A 21,712-nucleotide genomic window follows, 5' to 3' on the forward strand; every position below is an offset into this window, starting at 1 on the left:
AACCACTCATACTGCAGAAGCATCCATGACATCCCGTTGCTGCTGCTCTTTCCATTGCTGATAGGTTGCTCTGGCAATTTTAACGAGTAAAAAGGTTAACATAGCAAGTGCAATACAAGAATAGAGCCTGAAAACATCATTATATGCAAGAATATTGGATTCTAATGTTGCTTTTTTAGCCAAGCTGGCAATGCCTTGTGCATTCAATAATGAAGGATCAATCAGAACATGACTATAAGCCGATGAAAGCTGGCTAACCTGTTTGGCAACAATGGGATCGCTCAATACAACATGCTGGGACAATATATTGGAGTGATATTTCTCAAATACAATCTGCAAACTGCCAAAAAATGCCGAACTCATAACGCCCCCGGTACTCTGGGTAAACAAGAATACAGCAATAAAACTCAAAATATAATTTGGTCCCCGTGCAATTGCAGTTGCAAGGCCTTTAGACATTGAAGGCGGTAAAAAAAGTGCTCCCCCGCACCCGATCATGGCCTGGCTCAGATACATTTGCTCCGGTCGGGTCAAATTGGTTGCATGGCTATCCATGAATGATCCGAAAGCCAATAAAATAAGCGCTATTATATGAAAAATATCTTCACGTCCGGGCTTGAATAAAAAAGCACATGTAAAGCCTCCAAAAATGGTACCAACAACAACCCATACATAAAGCCCGAACAATTCACGGTTCAACAATCCAAAAAGATTGAAAAAATTAGCTGCAAGTGTTGCCTGTTCAGACAACAAAACCCTGAATATCATCAATACAATTGCAATATGCAGCATTTCCTTACTAAAAAGCCAACGTAAATCAATTAGAGGATTTCTACGATTAAGCTCTATGACAGCAGCAATCATCAGACATAGAGCAGCAAAAGCCAGCCACCAGCCCATCCATTCAACATCACGCCACCAATACAGACGACCAACCGGCATGATTGCAGCGTTGATGCCAAGTCCCAACGCAATCAATCCATAAGAAAGAAAATCCATTTTCTCAATGACTTTTGCACGCGGTATCGGCGTCAATGGCAAAGAAAAAATACACCCAAAGCCAATCAGGGCCAAAGCCATTTCCATGCCATAGAGTCCATGAAATCCAAAATTGTCAATCAATGTTGGCGAAATCAATCGCGACAAGGGCACGGCAAGAGAAACATTCATCAAGTTAAGACTCAAGCCGAATGTCCGCTTTTGGGCAGGTGCAAAAGCTTCAATCATATAGAAGAAGGCCAAAGACGACATCGGTGCCGCTGCTATTCCTGAAAAAAACCGTATAATCAATGCCGATTGCAAATCTGTGACCAGAAGATGAAGCAGACAAATCAGTAGAAAAGACACAATAGAAAGTTCGGCAAAAGCACGCAAACCATACTGGTTACGGATTTTTATCAAAAATATCGACATGCTAACATTGGGCGCCATATAAGCCCCGACTAGCCATGTTGTCTCTATGGTCGTCGCATGAAAATAACCGGTGAGCTGACTAATATTGGATTGCACCATATTGGCACCCAAACCATAAGCAAACTGCAAGACACAGGAGGCAAAAATATAGATCAGACATTTATGAATGGGGCCAGCGAAGAACTTTCCCGGATTGGGAAAAGGCGGCTCACGCTCATCATCAGGAATGGCACTAACCGCCTCACTCATAACCGTGCCTCATGCTCGATCATTTTTGCAACAGAATTCAACACCTTAATAGTTGTCTGAATATTTTCTTGCGTAATGTCTTTTAACAATTGAGACCGAATGATGCGGCTCAATGCCTCTATACCGGCAACACTGCGACGGCCTTCAACGGTCAGGGTAATATTTTTAGCACGACGATCACTATCTACCTTATCACGCACGACAAGCCCTTGTTCCTCCAAAACATCAAGCAAGCGGACAAGAGTCGCATTTTCAATCCCCAATTCATCGGCCAGATCTTTCTGATAGAAATCATCCTGCCCTTTCAAAGCCATCAACGCGCGCGCGCGTGCCAATGTCAGCCCCTGTTCTTTGACACGCGCATCAAAAAGAACACGTAATTTCCGCGATACTTTTAACAGTAGATCAATAAAATGGGCCTGGTTATCTTCACATTTCATAGAAATGAACTTTATGTAGTAAGCTAACTATTATGAGCCAACATATATGAGCCTACCCCATTTTTAGCAATTCAAAACAGTATTACTCACAAAGGATTGAATGATGTTACTATGCTTATATATTTGTTCTCTTATAAAAAAAGCTGCCCCATAAAGAGACAGCTTGCTATCCATTTATATGTCTTTTTTTGTCTATAAAAATCAAGCTTCAGTAAACACACCTTCAACAGTCGTCAACTGATGTAAAAACTCTTCTGCGCGATTACGATAATCGTCTGTCTTGGCATCATTCATCTCGCTACGAGCTTCTTCTATACGTCGCTGCAAATCTTCACGGTCAAACTCACTAACCGGCACAGCCGATTCAGCAAGAAGCGACACACCATCCGATGTGATATCGGCAAAACCACCAAAAACAACAAAAGATTCTTCCCCGCCTGCCAATTTGACTGTAACCAGACCAGGATTAACCGTTGTCATCATAGGCGAATGATTAGCCATAACCGTCAAATAACCTTCACTGCCCGGCAAAACAACCTGCTCAACCTGTTCAGAAAGCAGTAGCCGTTCAGGAGAAACCAGTTCGAACAGAAAAGTAGCCATCTTCACATTCACCTTGATTAAAAAGTTAAACCGGAATGCCGCAATAAGCGACATCCCGATTATCAACCATTAAGCTGCTTCCGCTGCCATACGCTGGGCTTTTTCAATAGCCTCATCAATTGATCCGACCATATAGAACGCTGACTCCGGCAAATGGTCATACTCACCAGCACACAAGCCCTTAAAGCCTTTAATTGTATCTTCCAAGGCAACCAACTTGCCTGGCGAACCGGTAAAGACTTCAGCCACGTGGAACGGCTGAGAAAGGAAACGTTCAATCTTACGGGCGCGAGCAACAGTCAATTTATCTTCTTCTGAAAGCTCGTCCATACCTAAAATAGCGATAATATCCTGCAAGGACTTATAACGTTGCAAAACAGTCTGAACCTGACGTGCAACTTCATAATGTTCTTCACCGACAATCATCGGATCAAGCATACGAGAAGACGAATCCAACGGATCAACAGCCGGATAGATGCCTTTTTCAGCAATCGAACGGTTAAGAACCGTCGTTGCATCCAAATGCGCAAAAGACGTTGCCGGGGCAGGATCGGTCAAATCGTCAGCAGGAACATAAATCGCCTGCACAGATGTAATCGAACCCTTGGTTGTTGTTGTAATACGTTCCTGAAGCGCACCCATATCCGTGGCCAATGTCGGCTGATAGCCCACAGCCGAAGGAATACGGCCAAGAAGCGCCGACACTTCGGAGCCTGCCTGGGTAAAGCGGAAGATATTGTCAACAAAGAACAACACATCCTGTCCTTGATCACGGAAGTTTTCCGCGACAGTAAGGCCTGAAAGAGCAACACGAGCACGAGCACCAGGAGGCTCATTCATCTGGCCATAGACCAGAGCGCATTTTGAGCCTTCTGTTGAGCCTTTATTTTCATGTGGATCGATGTTCACCTTGGACTCAATCATTTCATGATAAAGATCATTACCTTCACGGGTACGTTCACCCACACCGGCAAAAACCGAATAACCACCATGGGCCTTCGCAACATTATTGATCAATTCCATAATAAGAACGGTCTTACCCACACCGGCACCACCGAACAGACCGACCTTACCACCTTTAGCGTAAGGTGCGAGAAGGTCAACAACCTTGATGCCGGTCACAAGAATTTCGGATTCTGTCGACTGCTCGATATATTCAGGCGCCGGCTGATGGATCGCGCGTGTTTTCGATGATTTGATGGGCCCAAGCTCATCAACAGGCTCACCGATAACATTCATGATACGACCGAGCGTACCTTCACCGACAGGAACCGATATCGGTATACCTGTATCAACAACCACTTGACCCCGAACAAGACCATCTGTGGAATCCATCGCAATTGTGCGCACAGTATTTTCACCCAGATGCTGAGCAACTTCAAGCACAAGACGATTACCAAGATTTTCTGTTTCAAGCGCATTCAAAATCAATGGAAGATGATCATCGAACTGCACATCGACAACCGCACCGATAACCTGCTTGATGCGGCCAATAGTTCCTTTTTTGGTGTCAAGCTTGAATGCACCAGCAGAAGTCTGCTTAGCAGAAGCCACCTTGGAAACGGCAGACTTAGCTGCAGCAGTTTTTTTAGTTGCCAACTTGGCAGATGCAGCCTTAGGGGCTGCTTTTGCCTCAGGCTTTTTTGCTGTTGTCTTCGTCACAGCTTTTTTGGAAGCTGTTTCTTTCTTTGGGGTCGCCGCTTTTGCCATCGATCCTTTACCTTCCACTTTAGAGCGCTTCTGCGCCCGCAATAATTTCGATCAGTTCTGTCGTGATCTGCGCCTGCCGTTGACGGTTATAAGTAATCGACAATTTGTTGATCATATCACCGGCATTACGCGTTGCATTATCCATAGCGCTCATCTTTGCGCCCATTTCACCAGCCGCATTTTCAAGCAAGGCCCGAAATAGCTGAACCGAGACGTTACGCGGAATAAGATCATTCAAAATAGACGCCGAATCAGGCTCATAATCATAAATGACAGACTGTCTCTTATCCATCGGTTGCAATGTATTGGCTTCTTCCAAATCCTCTTCATCCGGCGCAGAAGCCGGAATCAATCGATGGGAAACAGGTTTTTGGTTAATCACAGAAACAAATTCTGAATAAAACAATGTACAGATATCGAATTCACCGGCGTCAAACATCTTTATAAGCTTGCGCGCGATACTATCGGCATTGGAAAAATGTACCTGCTTAACCTCACGCAGATTAACATGATCAATCATATAGTGTCCAAAATCACGCTTAAGAAGGTCGGCGCCTTTTTTTCCAACTGTCAAAATCTTAATTGTTTTTTTCTGCGCTTGAAGTAGACGGATATGGTCACGGGCATAACGCGCAATCTGCGAATTAAACCCACCGCAAAGACCCCGCTCGGCCGTACATACAACCAATAAATGGACATTTTTTTTGCCAGTACCATGCATCAATCGAGGCGCATCCTCAGATCCGACATTGGCTGCAATATTGGCAAGAACTTTTGCCATACGCTGCGAATAAGGACGAGCCGCCTCAGCTGCCTCTTGCGCACGACGCAGCTTCGCCGCCGCCACCATCTGCATAGCTTTGGTAATCTTTTGCGTCGCCTTGACTGAGGCGATACGATCTCTGAGATCTTTAAGCGAAGCCATTACACCATCCCGTCAGTCTTATGCAAAACTCTTGGCATAGTTATCGAGTACAGCTGTAAGCTTACCCTTCATTTCATCTGTAATCTGCTTTTGATCACGGATACCATTAAGAATATCCTGATGATCCGTACGCAATAATACCAGAAGACCATGCTCAAACTTGCCCACCTGATTGACAGCGATCTTATCAAGATAACCATTAACACCGGCAAAAATGACAGCAACCTGTTCTTCTGTCTTAAGCGGCGAAAACTGTGGCTGTTTTAGCAATTCGGTCAAACGAGCACCACGATTAAGAAGACGCTGGGTTGCGGCATCAAGATCAGAACCAAACTGCGCAAAAGCAGCCATCTCACGATACTGTGCCAACTCACCCTTGATCGAGCCAGCAACCTGCTTCATCGCTTTGATCTGCGCGGCAGAGCCAACACGCGAAACCGAAAGACCGACATTCACCGCTGGGCGAATGCCCTGATAAAACAAATTGGTTTCAAGGAATATTTGACCATCTGTAATCGAAATCACATTCGTCGGAATATAGGCGGAAACGTCATTGGCCTGCGTTTCAATAACCGGCAAAGCCGTCAAGGAACCTGCACCATTGTCATCATTCAGCTTAGCTGAACGCTCCAAAAGACGTGAATGAAGATAGAAAACATCACCCGGATAGGCTTCACGGCCCGGAGGACGACGTAGCAATAGCGACATCTGACGATAGGCAACAGCCTGCTTGGAAAGATCATCATAACCAATCAACGCATGCATGGCATTATCGCGGAAATATTCGCCGATCGCACAACCGGCGAAAGGCGCAATAAACTGCATTGGCGCCGGATCAGAAGCGGTTGCAGCAATCACAACCGAATATTCAAGCGCACCGCGCTCTTCCAACACCTTCACAAACTGGGCGACAGTCGAACGCTTTTGACCAACAGCAACATAAACACAATAAAGCTTGTCTTTATCAGGACCATTATCATGAATCGGCTTCTGGTTAAGAAATGCATCCAGAAGAATAGCGGTCTTGCCGGTCTGACGATCGCCAATCACCAACTCACGCTGCCCACGGCCAACAGGAATCAAAGCATCAACAGCCTTAAGACCGGTCGACATCGGCTCATGCACAGATTTACGCGGGATAATACCGGGTGCCTTGACATCAACGCGACGACGTTCCTTGGCATTGATTGGCCCCTTGCCATCAATCGGATTACCAAGAGCATCAACAACACGACCAAGCAATTCAGGGCCGACAGGCACATCAACAATCGACTGTGTACGCTTGACAGGATCACCTTCACGGATATTACGGTCAGAACCGAAAATAACCACACCGACATTATCTGCTTCAAGATTAAGGGCCATACCACGTATACCGCCCTTAAACTCCACCATCTCACCAGCCTGAACATTATCCAGACCATAAACACGGGCAATACCATCACCCACAGATAAAACCTGACCGATCTCAGAAACCTCTGCCTCTTGGCCGAAGTTCTTGATTTGCTCTTTCAGGATTTTCGAAATTTCCGACGGTTTAATATCCATCAGCCGACCTCTTTCAGTGCAAGCTTAAGCGAAGATAATTTAGTAGCAAGTGACGTATCAATCTGGTGAGAGCCCAAACGGACAACAAGGCCGCCGAGAATACCCGGATCAACAACAAGTTTCAAACGGACATCTTTGCCCGCCTTAACTTTCAATGCCGCCTTCAGTTCCTTTTCTTGCGCAGACGTCAAAGCCTGCGCTGAAATGACTTCGGCAGTGATTTCGCCGCGCGCCTGGGCAGCAAGAACATGAAAGGCGCCAATAATATCAGGCAACGCAAAAAGACGACGATTGGTAGCAAGAACACGCAAGAAATTACCAACAAGCCCTGCCGCACCTTTTCCCTTCAGCCCAGCTTTTTCTACAAGCGCCGATATAACAGCCAACTTTTCAGTTGATGAATAGGCAGGACTGGAAACAAGGCGCTGAACATCATTATTGGATGCGATCAGCTTGGAAATGGCGGTCAATTCTTTTTCAACGGCATCAACACTTTTGGCCACAACAGCCAAATCATAAAGCGATCCCGCATAACGCTGTGCAACTACAGATGTGAAAGAAGCTGCCTTGGTCACGAATATCCCGTTCTTTAATCATTATTCAGATAATTGGCAGCATCATTAGCACCAATCACCTGATCGTCCCATGGTTTTTCAGTGTCTTTGTCCTCGATATTGAAAAACACGACACTAAAAGTTGAAGTGCATCTAGCATAGACAAACCAGACTCGCAACACCGTGAGGGGTGGCTTTTTACGAGTCTCAGTGTTTTTTTTATTTTTCCACTCAGTCTATGTAGCCACCAAGGTAGGAAAAAGAGGCGATGGCCAACAAAATTTCACCCAAAAATGCCAAACAGGCAACACGAGAAAAAGAACTGTCAAAAACAAATGATATCAATCGTCCAAAGGCCGCACAGGCTGCCGCAAGCATAATGGACATAGCCATCCAGTATTGTGCAAACAAAAGGTAGCTTATCCCCAATCCGAGCGGCAAACCGCCCATATTGGCACGCATTGCGGCATAAAGCCGCCCCTTGGGCATATCTACACCGGTGATGATAACTAACGTCCGATGCGGGCATAAAAAATAAAAAAGCCCGACAAAAACGAAAACCCATGAACTTAACCATGGCAGCCACTCACCCGCCGTCGATGGTATGTAAAATTCAATCATGGCACAATGTTACCATATTAGTGGCATTGACGCGGCGTCCGACCGCCTCAGCCTTCTTTTGTAAATCAATATCAGACGGCAAATCAAGCTGATATCTGGCAGCACGTAAAATACTACTTAAACGCTTATCATTACCTTCAAGGCGACGTGTTAATTCACGATCACTCATACGCGGACGCTTAATCTTTGCCCGATAAATTTCTATCCGGCCATAAAGAGCGCGCATAACTGCCTGCAAAAAAGGTGCATCCTGTTTTCCCCAAGCATCAACTCTCGCCTCAAGATATTCCTTTATATATTCCCCATAAATCATCTCCGCCGCTTCATAGACTTTACGATCGGCATTCTCGACCTTTTTACCACAATGATCGTACATAAAACGGTCCGCATCGGCTGTCATATCTCTGATTGACTGGTTCGTTGCCATGATTTCAATATAAGTATTTTCAAAAGTCACGTCGGCTGCATCACCCAATGCAGGCCCTACACCGACAAATAACAACATGCCGAAAAACATATATTGGATAAACCCTCTCATACGCATAGCCATCCCTCCATTCCCATTATTGCAATTCACTATAAGTATGCTGATCTTGCGGGTTCCACCCACATGTCTTTTTGATTTTCTGCTGCATATCAAGCATTAAAGTTTTGCGTGAACGAAAATCCGCCTCCAGTTGTGAATCAATCGGCGTAGCTGCGACGGTACTTCCTGATTCAATCAGCAACCGATCAAGAGCATCATCATTTTTACCAAGGCGCTCCACCACAACTTCATCACTCAATTGAAGACTGCGGGCCATGTCATAGATTTCACGACGATTAGCAATAAGCTGTTTCAGCGCTTCAAGCTTGGCCAAACTGCCAATATTATTACCAAACTTAAGTTTGACTGCATCAAGCGCTGTCAAAATAGCATCATAATGGAAAGCCGCATTCATATAGACCCATGAACGCGCATGCTTGGCTGGCTGTTGACACAATATCTGCATAAAATGCGCTGGATCTTTTTGCATTTTTGCAATCTGTTCATCAGCCTGCATCATCCAATTCAGCCCGAGCGCATAAAGACCGGCGTCCAAACTCTCCACTTTAGACACATCCGGCGCGGCAAGCGGCTCTGAATAAGCATCAACAACAGATGTAGCCAATAAAAATGACAAGAAAAGTATTAAGTAAGATCGCATTTTAATCCATTTCCAAAAAATAATATCACGTCTATAGAAAACTTTGCGGGTCAATATCAATCTGCAAACGTACAGTACCACGCGCACGCGGTGTTGCCGCTAAAATTGCACGAATATAATTTTGCAAATTAGCGCGACGATCACCATGAATGAGCAACCGAAAACGATAGCGCCCACGAATCAGTGCCAAAGGCGCTTCAGCGGGTCCCAGAATAGCGATGCTGGCATCTTTCGGTGCATACTGACGCAAAAGACGCGCATAATTTTCAGCCTCAGCCCGCACAGAAGCAGAAACAATAAGCGCGGCCAAGCGGCCGAAAGGCGGCAGATGATGGCGTTCACGCTCCATAATTTCACGGGCATAGAACGACTGCGAATCACCGGATATAATCGCCTGCATAACCGGGTGTTCCGGTTGATATGTCTGGATAAGGCCACGGCTTTTTTCTCCCGTACGACCAGCGCGTCCTGTTACCTGACTGAGCAACTGAAAAGTGCGTTCAGCAGCACGTGGATCACCATTGGCCAGCCCCAAATCAGCATCAACCACACCAACCAGCGTCAACGATGGGAAATGGTGGCCTTTGGCTACCAGCTGGGTCCCAATAATAATATCGACCTCTCCCTTCTGAACTGCCTCCAATTCAAGTCGTAAACGTTTCACCCCCCCAATAAAGTCGGTCGATAGAATAATCAGACGCGCCTGTGGAAACAGTGTTGATACTTCCTCCGCAACCCGTTCAACGCCCGGCCCGCAAGCGGCCAGATGATCAAGCGTACCGCATTCCGGACAAGCCTCAGGCGTTGGCTCATGATAACCACAATGATGGCACATTAGCTGGCCACGAACCCGATGCTCGACCAACCAGCTTGAACAATTCGGGCACTGGAACCGGTGACCACAAACACGACACAATGTCAAAGGAGCATAACCACGCCGATTGAGGAAAACCAAAGACTGCCTACCCGCCTGCAAGGTCTCGGCCATAGCCTGTTCCAACGGCGGCGATAAAAATCGTCCCGGCGGCGGCGGATTTTTGCGCATGTCAACGGCAACAAGATCTGGCAAAGCTGCCGCCTGAAAACGCGAAGGCAAATCAACCCGCTGATAGCGTCCGCGCGCCGCATTAACCTGTGTTTCCACCGATGGCGTTGCCGATGAAAGAATAACTGAAAAATGACCTATTGATGCTCTGGCAACCGCCATATCACGCGCATTATAAAATACACGGTCTTCCTGCTTATATGCCGTGTCATGTTCTTCATCGACAACAATAAGTCCAAGATTTTCAAAGGGTAAGAATAGGCTCGAACGTGCACCCGCCACAACCCTGACACGGCCTTCGGCCACCTGACGCCAGACCTTTTCACGCGCTTTGGGTGTCATGTCCGAATGCCATTGCGCCGGTGGCGCGCCAAAACGACTCTCGAAGCGATCAAGAAATTGCTGCGTCAAAGCGATTTCCGGCAAAAGGATCAATACCTGCCGTCCGGCTTTCAAGGCAGCCGCCACCGCTTCAAAATAAACCTCTGTCTTGCCCGAACCGGTCACGCCATCAAGAAGTGAAACAATAAACTTGTTTGCCTCCACAGCCGCACACAACTGCTCTGCAGCTTCCTGCTGACCAGCCTCCAAATGCCGCACCGTATAATCAGGATCGGGCGCAGGTACAACAGCATGTGATGGCAGCATAACTGTTTCAAAAAAGCCTTGTTCCTTTAAGCCGTCTACAACACCCGATGATGTAGCGGCTGCATGGGCTAGCCCGGAGCGCGTCCATACCATACCATCCCCTGCAAGCGCGATAACGCGACTGCGTGCGGCTGTCATTTTTTTCGGTTCACCGCCAATATAGCGCAATCCTTCAATCATCGGCTCGGGCTCGAAAGCAGCAGGCACTCTCAAAACCATACGCGCCACCATACCGATCGGCGACAACGTATACTGCGCAACAAAAGCCATAAATTGCATAAGTTCGGATGTTAAAGGCGGACAATCAAATACCTTGGAAACCGGCCGCAACTTTTTGGCTGCAACCTTATCCGGCATACGGTCTGTCACAATACCGGCCACTTCACGCGGCCCCAAAGGAACACGTACAAGCTGTCCCGGCTTAAGATCAAGCCCCGGAGCGACACTATAGCTATAAGCATTTTCAGCCGGCATCGGCACAATAACCGCAACACTATCATAAGACAGCTCGCAATCTTGTGGCATTCTTGGCGTCATTGACGGCATCGTCTCTTTCAACACATTCTTCTTTATAAAGATTAAACCATGCCAAACCTTCGTTCAACAATGTTTACCTTGTATGGATGATGCAACGCTAACCTCGGAACAAGACCAATTATCTATCCGTAATCCTATTTTATTTTTAGTAAATTGATTTTACGGACTTTATTGATTTCACCTATATCAATAACTATCTTGAGCGCTCCAATAAAAGTCCATATTTCAGCTGACTTCAGACAATCAAAAATTCATTATCTTTTGTGTTACTCTGGTGTTCGATTAAAAAAACGGCGAAGCCAATCAACGCAATGGTCAAGTATTAATTTCTATCATGAAAAACGCCCTATTATAAACGCGAGCGACAGCCCGCGTTTATAATCTCTGCCTTTCCAATCACAACAGCATCATTTGGTCGATGCCGATTTTCAAGGCAGTTTCGATACATCCTGAGCCAAGGAAAGGAAAACCTGTTCGGCAAGCTCTTCTGCAGCACGCTTAATAGCATCTTGCTCTGCCTGAAGATTGGCATATTCCTGTCTTGGGCGGTCAAATGATGCTGTGGCCATACGACGGCGTTTAGCTAAAACACTGCCATCCATATCTTTCAACACATAATTGGATGTACCATCAATAGCACCGGCAGACGCACGCCCTGTCTTATCTGTATCATCACCAATATCGATTTGCACCGCCGAACGGATACCGTAGGTAGCATTCAAACTGAGTTGATAAGTTGTTGTTGCAGGTTCACCCGCACCATTGCCCAAAAGAAAAATCAAATGGTTGCGAACCAACTGAGAAAAACGGTCTTTTGCCTGATCGATAGTAATACCGGCCAACTTTGCCCGCACTGGCGATGAAACATTGAGTTTTGCTGTCCCATCTGCATTGCTGCCCTGATAAAGCGGTTGCACTGTACATGCGGCCGAAAACATCATTACAGAGGCAAAAAAGATAGCTGTAGCCTTTCTGGCATTTGACAAAATAGGTTTAAACAACAACATTGACGATCCTCTGTGGTACAATGATAATTTTCTTCGGTGTCTTTCCTTCGAGATGATATTGCACAAAATCAAGCGCGAGAACAGCTTTTTCAATATCAGTCTGTCCAGCATCACGTGCAATGGTTAAATCACCGCGTTTTTTACCGTTAATCTGGATAGGCAAAACAACCTCGTCATCAATGGTCAGACCCTCGTCAAACACAGGCCACGGCATTTCAGCAATCATCTTGTCACCACCGAGCCATGTATGACATTCCTCTGCCAGATGCGGCATCATCGGTGCCAACATATGGATTAGAAAATCAACAGCCTGCCGCAAAGCGGCTTTTGTGACATCGTCAAGTTTTTCGCTTTCCTGCAAATAAGGGGCCAAAACATTGACCAGTTCATAAAGACGCGCCACGCCCCGATTGAAAGCAAGTTTTTCAATATCATCCGCGACAGCCTTCAATGTTTTATGTGCAGCCTTTGATATAAGAACCGCCTTACCTTCAGATGCCGCCCGTCCAGTTACGTCTTTCAATACCGGCGCGGCATTTGAAATCAGCCGCCAAGCACGTTGAACAAACCGATGCGCACCTTCCACTCCTGATTCCGTCCAGATAACGTCACGCTCGGGCGGACTATCGGACAACATAAACCAGCGTGCGGTATCAGCACCGTATGAGGCAATGATATCATCAGGATCAACAACATTTTTCTTCGATTTCGACATTTTCTCAATCGAGCCGATTTCAACCTTCTCGCCATCAGACAGCATGGTTGCAAAACGTTTTCCATCCCTTTCCTCAATACGGATGTCGGCAGGCGAAACCCATCCCTGCGCATTGCGATAGGTTTCATGCACCACCATACCCTGTGTAAAGAGACCTTTAAAAGGCTCCTCCACATTGACATGGCCTGTCACTTTCATGGCACGGGTGAAAAAACGTGAATAAAGAAGATGCAAAATCGCATGCTCAATGCCGCCGATATATTGATCGACCGGCAACCATTCATTAGCTGCCTTTTTATCAGTCGGCTCATTTTCATGCGGCGATGTAAAGCGAGTATAATACCAGCTTGAGTCAACAAATGTATCCATCGTATCGGTTTCACGCCTTGCTGCCTTGCCACAATGCGGACATTTAACTGTTTTCCATATCTCGTGACGATCAAGCGGGTTACCCGGCTTATCAAAACTAACATCATCGGGAAGCCTGACAGGTAAATCGGCTTTTGGTACCGGAACAACACCGCAATCATCACAATGAATCATCGGAATCGGGCATCCCCAATAACGCTGGCGCGAAATACCCCAGTCACGCAGGCGGAATTGAACCTTACGTTCACCCTGACTACGTCCATTGACCTGCTTTTTTCCCAATCTATTGGCAATTTCATCAAAAGCATCTTTTGGCTTCAGACCATCCAGAAAATGCGAATTGATCATAACACCGTCTTTTTCAGTATGAGCCGTTTTGGTCACGATAAAACTTGCCGGATCCTGTCCTTCAGGCAGAACAACCGGTGTAATAGGCAGATTATATTTATTGGCAAAATCCAAGTCACGCTGGTCATGAGCTGGACACCCGAAGACAGCACCCGTACCATATTCCATCAAAACGAAATTAGCGACATAGACTGGAATATGCCGTTTTTCATCAAAAGGATGAACAACCTGCAATTCGGTTTTAAAACCTTTTTTCTCGGCCGTTTCGAGATCGGCAGTTGATGTACCGCTACGTTGACATTCTTCAATGAATGTCTGTAATTCACTATTGGTTTCAGCCAATTTTTTAGCAATCGGATGATCGGCAGCAATTGCAATAAAAGAAACACCAAACATAGTGTCAGGGCGTGTCGAATAACTCTCGATTTCGTCAAAACCTGAAGCTTTGCTGGCCTGTGTCATTTCCCAGCGAATCAAAATACCTTCCGATTTGCCAATCCAGTTACGCTGCATAACGCGCACCTTCTCCGGCCATTCATCCAGTGTTTCCAACCCTTGCAACAGATCATCAGCAAAATCAGTAATCTTGAAAAACCACTGGGTTAATTCACGCTGCTCAACCGGAGCGCCCGAGCGCCAGCCACAGCCGTCAATCACCTGCTCATTAGCCAGAACCGTATGATCAACTGGATCCCAATTCACCTTGGAGGATTTACGTGCAATTAGTCCTTTTTCATACATATCAACGAACAGCATCTGCTGGCGATGGTAATAATCGACATCACAAGTCGCAAACTCACGCGACCAATCAAGCGACAACCCCATAGACTTCAACTGCGTCTTCATGGTGGCAATATTCTGATAGGTCCATTCCTTAGGATGTACCTTGTTCTGCATCGCGGCATTTTCAGCCGGCATACCAAAAGCATCCCACCCCATCGGATGTAGGACATTAAAGCCACGCGCACGTTTATATCGCGCTACAACATCACCCATGGCATAATTACGCACATGCCCCATATGAATGCGACCAGACGGATAAGGAAACATTTCCAGCACGTAATATTTTTCACGTGAATCATGATTGTCGGTTTTAAAGACCTGTGTCTCGTCCCAGACCGCTTGCCATTTTTTTTCTGTCGCACGCGGATTATACCGTTCACCGATAGTCATATTGTTTGTCATCGTGTTATTCTCTTGCAGACCGCTTTAAAAAAACTTTATTTTGGTTCACCATGGATTGGCGCAAGCGTCAACTGTCTCAATGCGCTTTTGATCAAAAAGAACAAAGAAAAGGAATGTTTGAATGTCTGATGCAGTAAAAAACTGGCAAGATGTACGCAATCACATCGCATCTTCCCTCAAACAGTCCGGACGCAAAGAAAACGCCGCGCAACTTGTCGCTGTTTCCAAAAATTTTACTGCCGATGATATCCTCCCAATATTGGAAGCAGGCCAACGTATCTTCGGCGAGAACCGTGTACAGGAAACCCAAAACAAATGGCCTTTACTGCGCAAAACCTATGACAATATCGAGCTGCATCTTATTGGCCCATTACAATCCAACAAGGCTGCTGAAGCCGTGGCGCTTTTTGATGTGATTGAAACCGTCGATCGCGAAAAAATTGCCGTTACCTTGGCACAAGAAATGCAAAAACAGCAAAGACAGCTTGCCTGCTATGTCCAGGTCAATACCGGATTGGAGCCGCAAAAGGCAGGCATCAACCCGCAAGATGCTCTTTCTTTTGTCCGAAAATGCCGTGAAGAACTCAAACTCGATATTATCGGCCTCATGTGCATCCCTCCGGTCGATGAAAATCATGGCCCCCATTTCGCTTTATTAAAAAAACTGGCAGGAGAAGCCGATATATCTCTTCTTTCCATGGGCATGTCCGGCGATTATGAAACCGCCATTGCTTTTGGCGCGACATCCGTACGCGTTGGATCCGCGATTTTCGGTGCACGCCAATATTAAGCCATTCCAGAAACAAAATAAAAGCCTTCTGTCTCATCACGGACCGTTCCTAAAAAATTGATAGAAAAATCTAAATAAAGACTATCCAACCCCCCTCTTTTTCGTCTAACCTGAACATGAGGTGCTTGGCCACAAGCAAATGGAGGAATTATGCGTGCCACATATGGGACGCATTTTAAAGAGGAGGCAGTCTATGACTGAAAAAGTCTATCCCGTTCCGGCAAGTGTCAAAAAAAATACATTGATTGATGAAGATACCTATAAACAGTGGTATGCAGAAAGCATTCAGGATCCAGAATCATTCTGGTCAAAGCACGGTAGGCGTATCGACTGGTACAAGCCATTCACAAAAGTTAAAAACACCAATTATAAAGGCCGTGTCTCAATCAAATGGTACGAAGACGGCGTAACCAATGTGTCTTATAACTGTATCGACCGCCATCTGAAAAGTCGTGGTGATCAGGTTGCACTCATTTGGGAGGGGGATAACCCCTATATCGACAAGAAAATCACCTATAACGAACTTTACGAAAATGTCTGTAAATTCGCCAATGTGCTGAAAAAACGCGGTGTCAAAAAAGGTGACCGCGTTACCATTTATCTCCCGATGATTCCCGAAGCAGCCTACGCCATGCTGGCCTGCGCCCGTATAGGCGCTGTCCATTCGGTCGTTTTCGCTGGGTTTTCGCCAGAAGCGTTGGCAGGCCGTCTGGTCGACTGCCAGTCAACTTTTATCATCACGGCCGATCAGGGTGTGCGCGGCGGCAAGCCAATCAATCTAAAGGAAAATGTCGATCACGCCATCGATATTGCTGCACGTCAATATACATTGGTCAATCAGGTCATGGTTGTGCGTCGTACCGGCGGCAAGATCGGTTGGGCACCGGGACGTGATTTCTGGTATCATGAAGAAATGGCCAAAGCCAAAGCCGAATGCCCGCCGGTTAAAATGAAGGCAGAAGATCCACTCTTCATCCTTTATACATCCGGCTCTACCGGCAAACCAAAAGGCGTTCTGCATACAACCGGTGGTTACCTTGTTTATGCTTCAATGACCCATGAATATGTCTTCGATTATCACCCTGGTGAAGTCTACTGGTGTACAGCCGATGTCGGCTGGGTAACAGGCCACTCCTATCTTGTTTATGGCCCGCTTTGTAACGGTGCCACCAGTCTAATGTTTGAAGGTGTACCTAATTTCCCCGATCAAGCCCGTTTTTGGGAAGTAGTCGACAAACACAAGGTCAATATCCTCTATACAGCTCCGACAGCTGTACGCGCCCTGATGGGGGCCGGCGATGAGTATGTCACCCGTTCAAGCCGCGCGTCCCTACGTCTTTTGGGCTGCGTTGGCGAACCGCTCAATCCGGAAGCTTGGGAATGGTTCTATAATGTTGTCGGTGAGGGACGTTGTCCGCTTGTTGACACATGGTGGCAGACGGAAACCGGCGGTCATATGATTACACCTCTAGCTGGTGCAACAGCTTTGAAACCAGGATCGGTTGCGCGTCCTTTCTTTGGCATCAAACCAGAAATTGTTGATGCCGAAGGTGAGGTGCTTGAAGGCAATGGTGTGGAAGGCAATCTGTGCATCATTGACTCATGGCCAGGACAAATGCGAACGGTCTATGGTGATCATCAGCGCTTTATTGAAACCTATTTTGCCACCTATAAAGGCAAATATTTTACGGGTGACGGCTGTCGTCGTGATGAGGACGGCTACTATTGGATCACAGGCCGCGTCGATGATGTGCTAAATGTTTCCGGTCACCGTCTGGGTACAGCAGAAGTCGAATCGGCACTTGTATCCGACCACGCTGTGTCGGAAGCCGCTGTTGTCGGCTATCCGCATCCCGTTAAAGGACAGGGCATCTATTGCTATGTCACCCTAATGGAAGGCACCAAGCCGACAGACGAGTTGCGTCAAGAGTTGATTGCCCATGTCCGCAAAGAAATTGGTCCGATTGCAACACCAGATAAAATTCAGTTTGCCCCTGGTTTGCCGAAAACCCGATCCGGCAAGATCATGCGCCGAATTCTACGCAAGATTGCCGAGGACGAATATGAAAATCTCGGTGATATTTCCACCCTTGCTGAACCACAGGTAGTCGAAGATCTGATCAAAAACCGACAGAATAAAAAACCCGGCACATAAGTTGGAAATATACCAAATTCAGAATCATTATCTGAACCTTGAATACATAAAAACCGCCGTTTATCGGCGGTTTTTATATTGATGGAATTGGCAAATAAACCTTATCAAGCAATCTTCTAAAAAATATCAAGATAAAACAAGTACTCACGACATCAATCGTAAATGGGCGGATTGATGTCGTGATACCATATCATCCAATACGGCATGACCTGCTTCTCTTTGTCCCGTGCACAGGCTTTTTCTATTTACCATTAAAAAAGTAATGCGCCTTGGCCTAAACAATACCTAAAAGTTTCATCGCTTCAGCCACACGAACGAAACCGGCAATATTGGCACCTGTAACATAGTCACCTGGCACGCCATACTCTTCTGCTGTCTCGGCACACATATCATGGATATTACGCATAATACTGGCAAGTTTTTCTTCTGTTTCTTCAAAAGTCCAACTTTCGCGTGATGCATTTTGCTGCATTTCTAATGCCGATGTAGCAACACCACCAGCATTGGCAGCTTTACCCGGTGCAAACAATACGCCCGCTTTTTGAAAAATCTCAACCGCTTCAGGTGTCGAAGGCATATTAGCACCCTCACCAACAGCAATCACACCATTTTTCACCAGCATCGCGGCATCCTTGCCGGTTAACTCATTTTGTGTTGCAGATGGCATGGCAATATCGCAAGCTACCGACCAAATCGACCCGCCTTCCTTATAATAAGCACTGCTCCCTTTAAGCTTGGTGTATTGCGAAATACGCTCACGCCGTTGCTCCTTGATTTCCTTGATAAGAGTAAGATCAAGACCATCTTCATCAACAACAAAACCGTTAGAATCTGAACATGCAATCACTTTCGCACCGAGCGAAATCATCTTTTCAATCGTATAGATAGCCACATTGCCGGAACCGGAAACAACAACCTTCTTTCCTTCCAGACTCTGTTTTCTTGAACCCAACATACGCTCGACAAAATAAACGGCACCATAACCTGTTGCCTCTGTACGGGCACGTGAACCCCCATAAAGAAGATTTTTCCCCGTCAAAACACCGGCCTCATAACGATTGGTCAAACGCTTGAACTGGCCGAACATGTATCCGATTTCGCGCCCACCGACACCAATATCGCCCGCAGGCACATCAATATATTCACCGATATGACGGTGCAATTCTATCATAAACGATTGGCAAAAGCGCATAATTTCATCATCCGAGCGGCCGCGCGGATTAAAATCGGACCCGCCTTTGCCGCCACCGATAGGCAAACCGGTCAAAGCATTTTTAAAGGTCTGTTCAAAACCAAGAAACTTGATAATACCAACATTAACCGACGGATGAAAACGCAACCCGCCCTTATACGGGCCAAGCGCCGAGTTAAACTGGACACGGAATCCGCGATTGATTTGCACCTGATTTTTATCATCCACCCACGGTACACGAAAAATAATTTGCCGTTCCGGCTCGCAAATCCGTTCAATCAACGCATTGTCAGTATACTCAGGATGCTTGGCAATGACCCGCCCAAGACTATTCAGAACTTCATTGACCGCCTGATGAAATTCTTTTTCACCGGCATTGCGTTGTGTAACAGAATTAAGAATCGGCAACAATTTTTCATCAATATTCGACATTTTTTCTACCTTAACAGGATGTATTTTGCGCTAATCATATTCTATTTCTATAAAAGCGCTACAAAGATTTTTAGATAATCATGACTGATCTTAACACCGCCACAATTTGAAACATAATCTCTATTTAACAATGACATAAAAAGGGCCGCCCTATGAATCGTAACTTTATCAAAAATTTCGTGCTTGCGGGTGCATTGACAACATCGCTAGGCGCGGCACAGGCCGATGATGTCGTTGAAAAGACAAGTCCTGGCGAGGATCGTAGTGCCGTTGCCGTCACCATTTATAATGATCAACTGGCCCTTATACGTGAAACCCGTACGCTGAATTTCGACAAAGGCATCAATCATTACGCATTGCGTGATGTATCAGCCCTAATCCGCCCTGAAACTGCAAGCCTTGTCAGCGCCGATGGCAGTCTGCACCTTGTCGAACAGAATTTCGATTTCGATCTGCTGACACCCAATGCACTTTTCAACAAATATGTCGGCCATGACATCACTGTCGTATCGATCAATCCGACAACCGATGAAGAGATAAAGGAAAAAGTCAAGGTACTTGCCAATAATGATGGCGTTGTACTGCAATATAAAGATCGCATTGAAACCGGTTTTCCTACCAATGCCCGCATCCAATATGACAGCGTACCGGAAAATCTGCGCGACCGGCCCACTCTTGTCGCCAGCATCGACAGCGAAGCAACAGGTGCCAAAACTGTTGACCTTTCCTATCTGACAGCGGGCTTTGACTGGAAAGCCGATTATGTTGCTGAACTCAGCAAAGATGAAAAAAGCCTATCCTTGAACGGCTGGGTAACGCTCACCAATAAAAGCGGAACAGATTATAAACAGGCCAAGCTGCAACTCGTTGCCGGTGATGTGAACCGTGTTTATACCAATTTAAATTATCAGGCGATGGCAGGGGCAGCCGATGACCGCACGCAATACGCTCCCAATGCAGACATGGCATCAGAAAACCTGTCGGAATACTATCTATATACATTGAACCGACCGACCGATCTTAAAAATAACCAGACCAAGCAGGTCGCCTTATTCAATGCACAAAATGTACCCGTAACTAAAATCTATCGTATGGGCATGGAGCGCAATTGGAACCTTTATAGCAGCGATCAAGTAGGGGCTGCCGAAAAGCGTAAGATCGAAACCTTTGTTTCTTTTAACAACGACAAGGATGACAATCTCGGATTTGCCCTGCCCAAAGGCATCATCCGTGTCTACAAGCCGGATTCAGCTGGCAACGCACTTTTTATTGGCGAAGATTCGATCGATCATACACCGGAAAAACAGAAAGTTACCCTAAAACTCGGCAACGCTTTCGATGTGACAGGCGCATGGAAACGCACCGATTACAAGCGCATTTCTAAAAAAATCACCGAACAGACCATTGAAATCGAAGTAGCCAACGCCAAGGATGTGCCGGTTGATGTCCTCGTTACCGAGCCTTTCTCCAATCTGTGGACGATCACCAAAGAATCCATCAAACACGAGAAAATTGCATCCAATGCCGCCAGTTGGACTGTGCCGGTCAAGCCCAAGGATAAGACAACCCTTACCTATACGGTGCGTATCACGCAAGAAGACTGATTGGCTTGACCAATATGACCATCAAGCTACGCGGCCATCATCTGCTTTGCATTCTCACCTTTGTCGGCAAAGGCTATACACCAGCCTTTGCCGACAATTTTGAGCAATTGATCAAGCGCTTGAAACAAAACCAACAAATAGAAATTGTTGATGCTCCCGATGATATATGTCAGGGCTGGCTTGATTGCCCTGATTGTCATTGCCATGATTTTGATATTACAATCCGAGACCGTCATGCCCTACATGATGTAGGACTGCTGCTCGGACAAAACCTACAAAAAGGTGATGTCATCCTATTGGATGAAGCGACCCTCACATCATTGCGCGCGGCTTTTGCTGGCGATAAAATCCGCAAAGCCTGCAAGGGGTGTCAATGGGAAGAATTCTGCACACAAATTGCACAAACAGACTTCCGGCATACGTGCCTATAAACAG

18 protein-coding genes are annotated in these 21,712 nt (G+C 46.2%); 4 read left to right on the forward strand and 14 right to left on the reverse strand.

What is annotated here, in order from left to right; genetic code table 11:
- Positions 1-6 precede the first annotated feature (6 nt).
- From ACYZ97_RS10155 to leuS, 13 genes are all read right to left on the reverse strand, one after another.
- Complete coding sequence (locus ACYZ97_RS10155) at positions 7-1,662, reverse strand: MFS transporter (RefSeq protein WP_473298592.1); 1,656 nt, start codon at positions 1,660-1,662, stop codon at positions 7-9.
- A complete protein-coding gene (locus ACYZ97_RS10160) occupies positions 1,659-2,102 on the reverse strand; it encodes a MarR family winged helix-turn-helix transcriptional regulator (protein ID WP_473298594.1) in 444 nt (147 codons plus the stop codon). The genes ACYZ97_RS10155 and ACYZ97_RS10160 overlap by 4 nt, the downstream gene beginning before the upstream one ends.
- A gap of 201 nt (positions 2,103-2,303) precedes the next feature.
- Positions 2,304-2,705 carry a F0F1 ATP synthase subunit epsilon gene (locus ACYZ97_RS10165; protein WP_473298595.1) on the reverse strand — a complete coding sequence of 134 codons (402 nt, stop codon included), beginning with the start codon at positions 2,703-2,705 and terminating at the stop codon, positions 2,304-2,306.
- Positions 2,706-2,774: 69 nt separating this feature from the next.
- A complete protein-coding gene (gene atpD, locus ACYZ97_RS10170; RefSeq protein ID WP_473298597.1) occupies positions 2,775-4,415 on the reverse strand; it encodes a F0F1 ATP synthase subunit beta in 1,641 nt (546 codons plus the stop codon).
- Positions 4,416-4,434: 19 nt separating this feature from the next.
- Entirely contained in the window at positions 4,435-5,340 is a 906-nt protein-coding gene (locus ACYZ97_RS10175; protein ID WP_473298599.1) for a F0F1 ATP synthase subunit gamma, read from the reverse strand.
- An 18-nt stretch (positions 5,341-5,358) separates the two neighbouring features.
- Positions 5,359-6,888, reverse strand: a complete 1,530-nt coding sequence (atpA, locus tag ACYZ97_RS10180) for a F0F1 ATP synthase subunit alpha (protein ID WP_473298600.1) — start codon at positions 6,886-6,888, stop codon at positions 5,359-5,361.
- Positions 6,888-7,463 (reverse strand): F0F1 ATP synthase subunit delta, encoded by a 576-nt coding sequence (locus tag ACYZ97_RS10185; RefSeq protein WP_473298601.1) that lies wholly within the window; start codon positions 7,461-7,463, stop codon positions 6,888-6,890. The genes atpA and ACYZ97_RS10185 overlap by 1 nt, the downstream gene beginning before the upstream one ends.
- 210 nt (positions 7,464-7,673) lie before the next feature.
- A complete protein-coding gene (locus ACYZ97_RS10190) occupies positions 7,674-8,063 on the reverse strand; it encodes a DUF4345 family protein (RefSeq protein WP_473298603.1) in 390 nt (129 codons plus the stop codon).
- On the reverse strand, positions 8,056-8,607 hold the full coding sequence (locus tag ACYZ97_RS10195) for a hypothetical protein (RefSeq protein WP_473298605.1): 552 nt from the start codon (positions 8,605-8,607) through the stop codon (positions 8,056-8,058). Before ACYZ97_RS10195 ends, ACYZ97_RS10190 begins: the two co-directional genes overlap by 8 nt.
- Positions 8,608-8,626: 19 nt before the next feature.
- Complete coding sequence (locus tag ACYZ97_RS10200; protein ID WP_473298606.1) at positions 8,627-9,250, reverse strand: hypothetical protein; 624 nt, start codon at positions 9,248-9,250, stop codon at positions 8,627-8,629.
- A gap of 31 nt (positions 9,251-9,281) precedes the next feature.
- A complete protein-coding gene (locus tag ACYZ97_RS10205; RefSeq protein WP_473298607.1) occupies positions 9,282-11,504 on the reverse strand; it encodes a primosomal protein N' in 2,223 nt (740 codons plus the stop codon).
- A 404-nt stretch (positions 11,505-11,908) separates the two neighbouring features.
- A complete protein-coding gene (gene lptE, locus ACYZ97_RS10210; RefSeq protein ID WP_473298609.1) occupies positions 11,909-12,487 on the reverse strand; it encodes an LPS assembly lipoprotein LptE in 579 nt (192 codons plus the stop codon).
- Positions 12,474-15,104 carry a leucine--tRNA ligase gene (gene leuS, locus ACYZ97_RS10215; protein WP_473298610.1) on the reverse strand — a complete coding sequence of 877 codons (2,631 nt, stop codon included), beginning with the start codon at positions 15,102-15,104 and terminating at the stop codon, positions 12,474-12,476. The genes lptE and leuS overlap by 14 nt, the downstream gene beginning before the upstream one ends.
- Positions 15,105-15,225: 121 nt before the next feature.
- Here leuS and ACYZ97_RS10220 point away from each other — a divergent pair, with 121 nt between their 5' ends.
- Positions 15,226-15,894, forward strand: a complete 669-nt coding sequence (locus tag ACYZ97_RS10220; protein ID WP_473298612.1) for a YggS family pyridoxal phosphate-dependent enzyme — start codon at positions 15,226-15,228, stop codon at positions 15,892-15,894.
- 193 nt (positions 15,895-16,087) lie between these two features.
- Positions 16,088-18,049 (forward strand): acetate--CoA ligase, encoded by a 1,962-nt coding sequence (gene acs / locus ACYZ97_RS10225; protein WP_473298614.1) that lies wholly within the window; start codon positions 16,088-16,090, stop codon positions 18,047-18,049.
- 274 nt (positions 18,050-18,323) lie between these two features.
- Here acs and gdhA read toward each other — a convergent pair whose 3' ends face one another.
- Positions 18,324-19,673: an NADP-specific glutamate dehydrogenase gene (gdhA, locus tag ACYZ97_RS10230; RefSeq protein ID WP_473298615.1), complete on the reverse strand. Its 1,350-nt coding sequence runs from the start codon at positions 19,671-19,673 to the stop codon at positions 18,324-18,326.
- 152 nt (positions 19,674-19,825) lie between these two features.
- Between gdhA and ACYZ97_RS10235 the strand changes: the two genes are divergently transcribed.
- Together ACYZ97_RS10235 and ACYZ97_RS10240 are read left to right on the forward strand one after the other, a co-directional pair.
- Positions 19,826-21,277, forward strand: a complete 1,452-nt coding sequence (locus ACYZ97_RS10235) for a DUF4139 domain-containing protein (protein WP_473298616.1) — start codon at positions 19,826-19,828, stop codon at positions 21,275-21,277.
- A gap of 14 nt (positions 21,278-21,291) precedes the next feature.
- The gene (locus ACYZ97_RS10240) at positions 21,292-21,708 is read left to right on the forward strand and encodes a DUF1284 domain-containing protein (protein WP_473300683.1); all 417 of its coding nucleotides are present in this window, start codon (positions 21,292-21,294) and stop codon (positions 21,706-21,708) included.
- Positions 21,709-21,712 lie beyond the last annotated feature (4 nt).

Source organism: Bartonella sp. bp_1 (assembly GCF_055808085.1).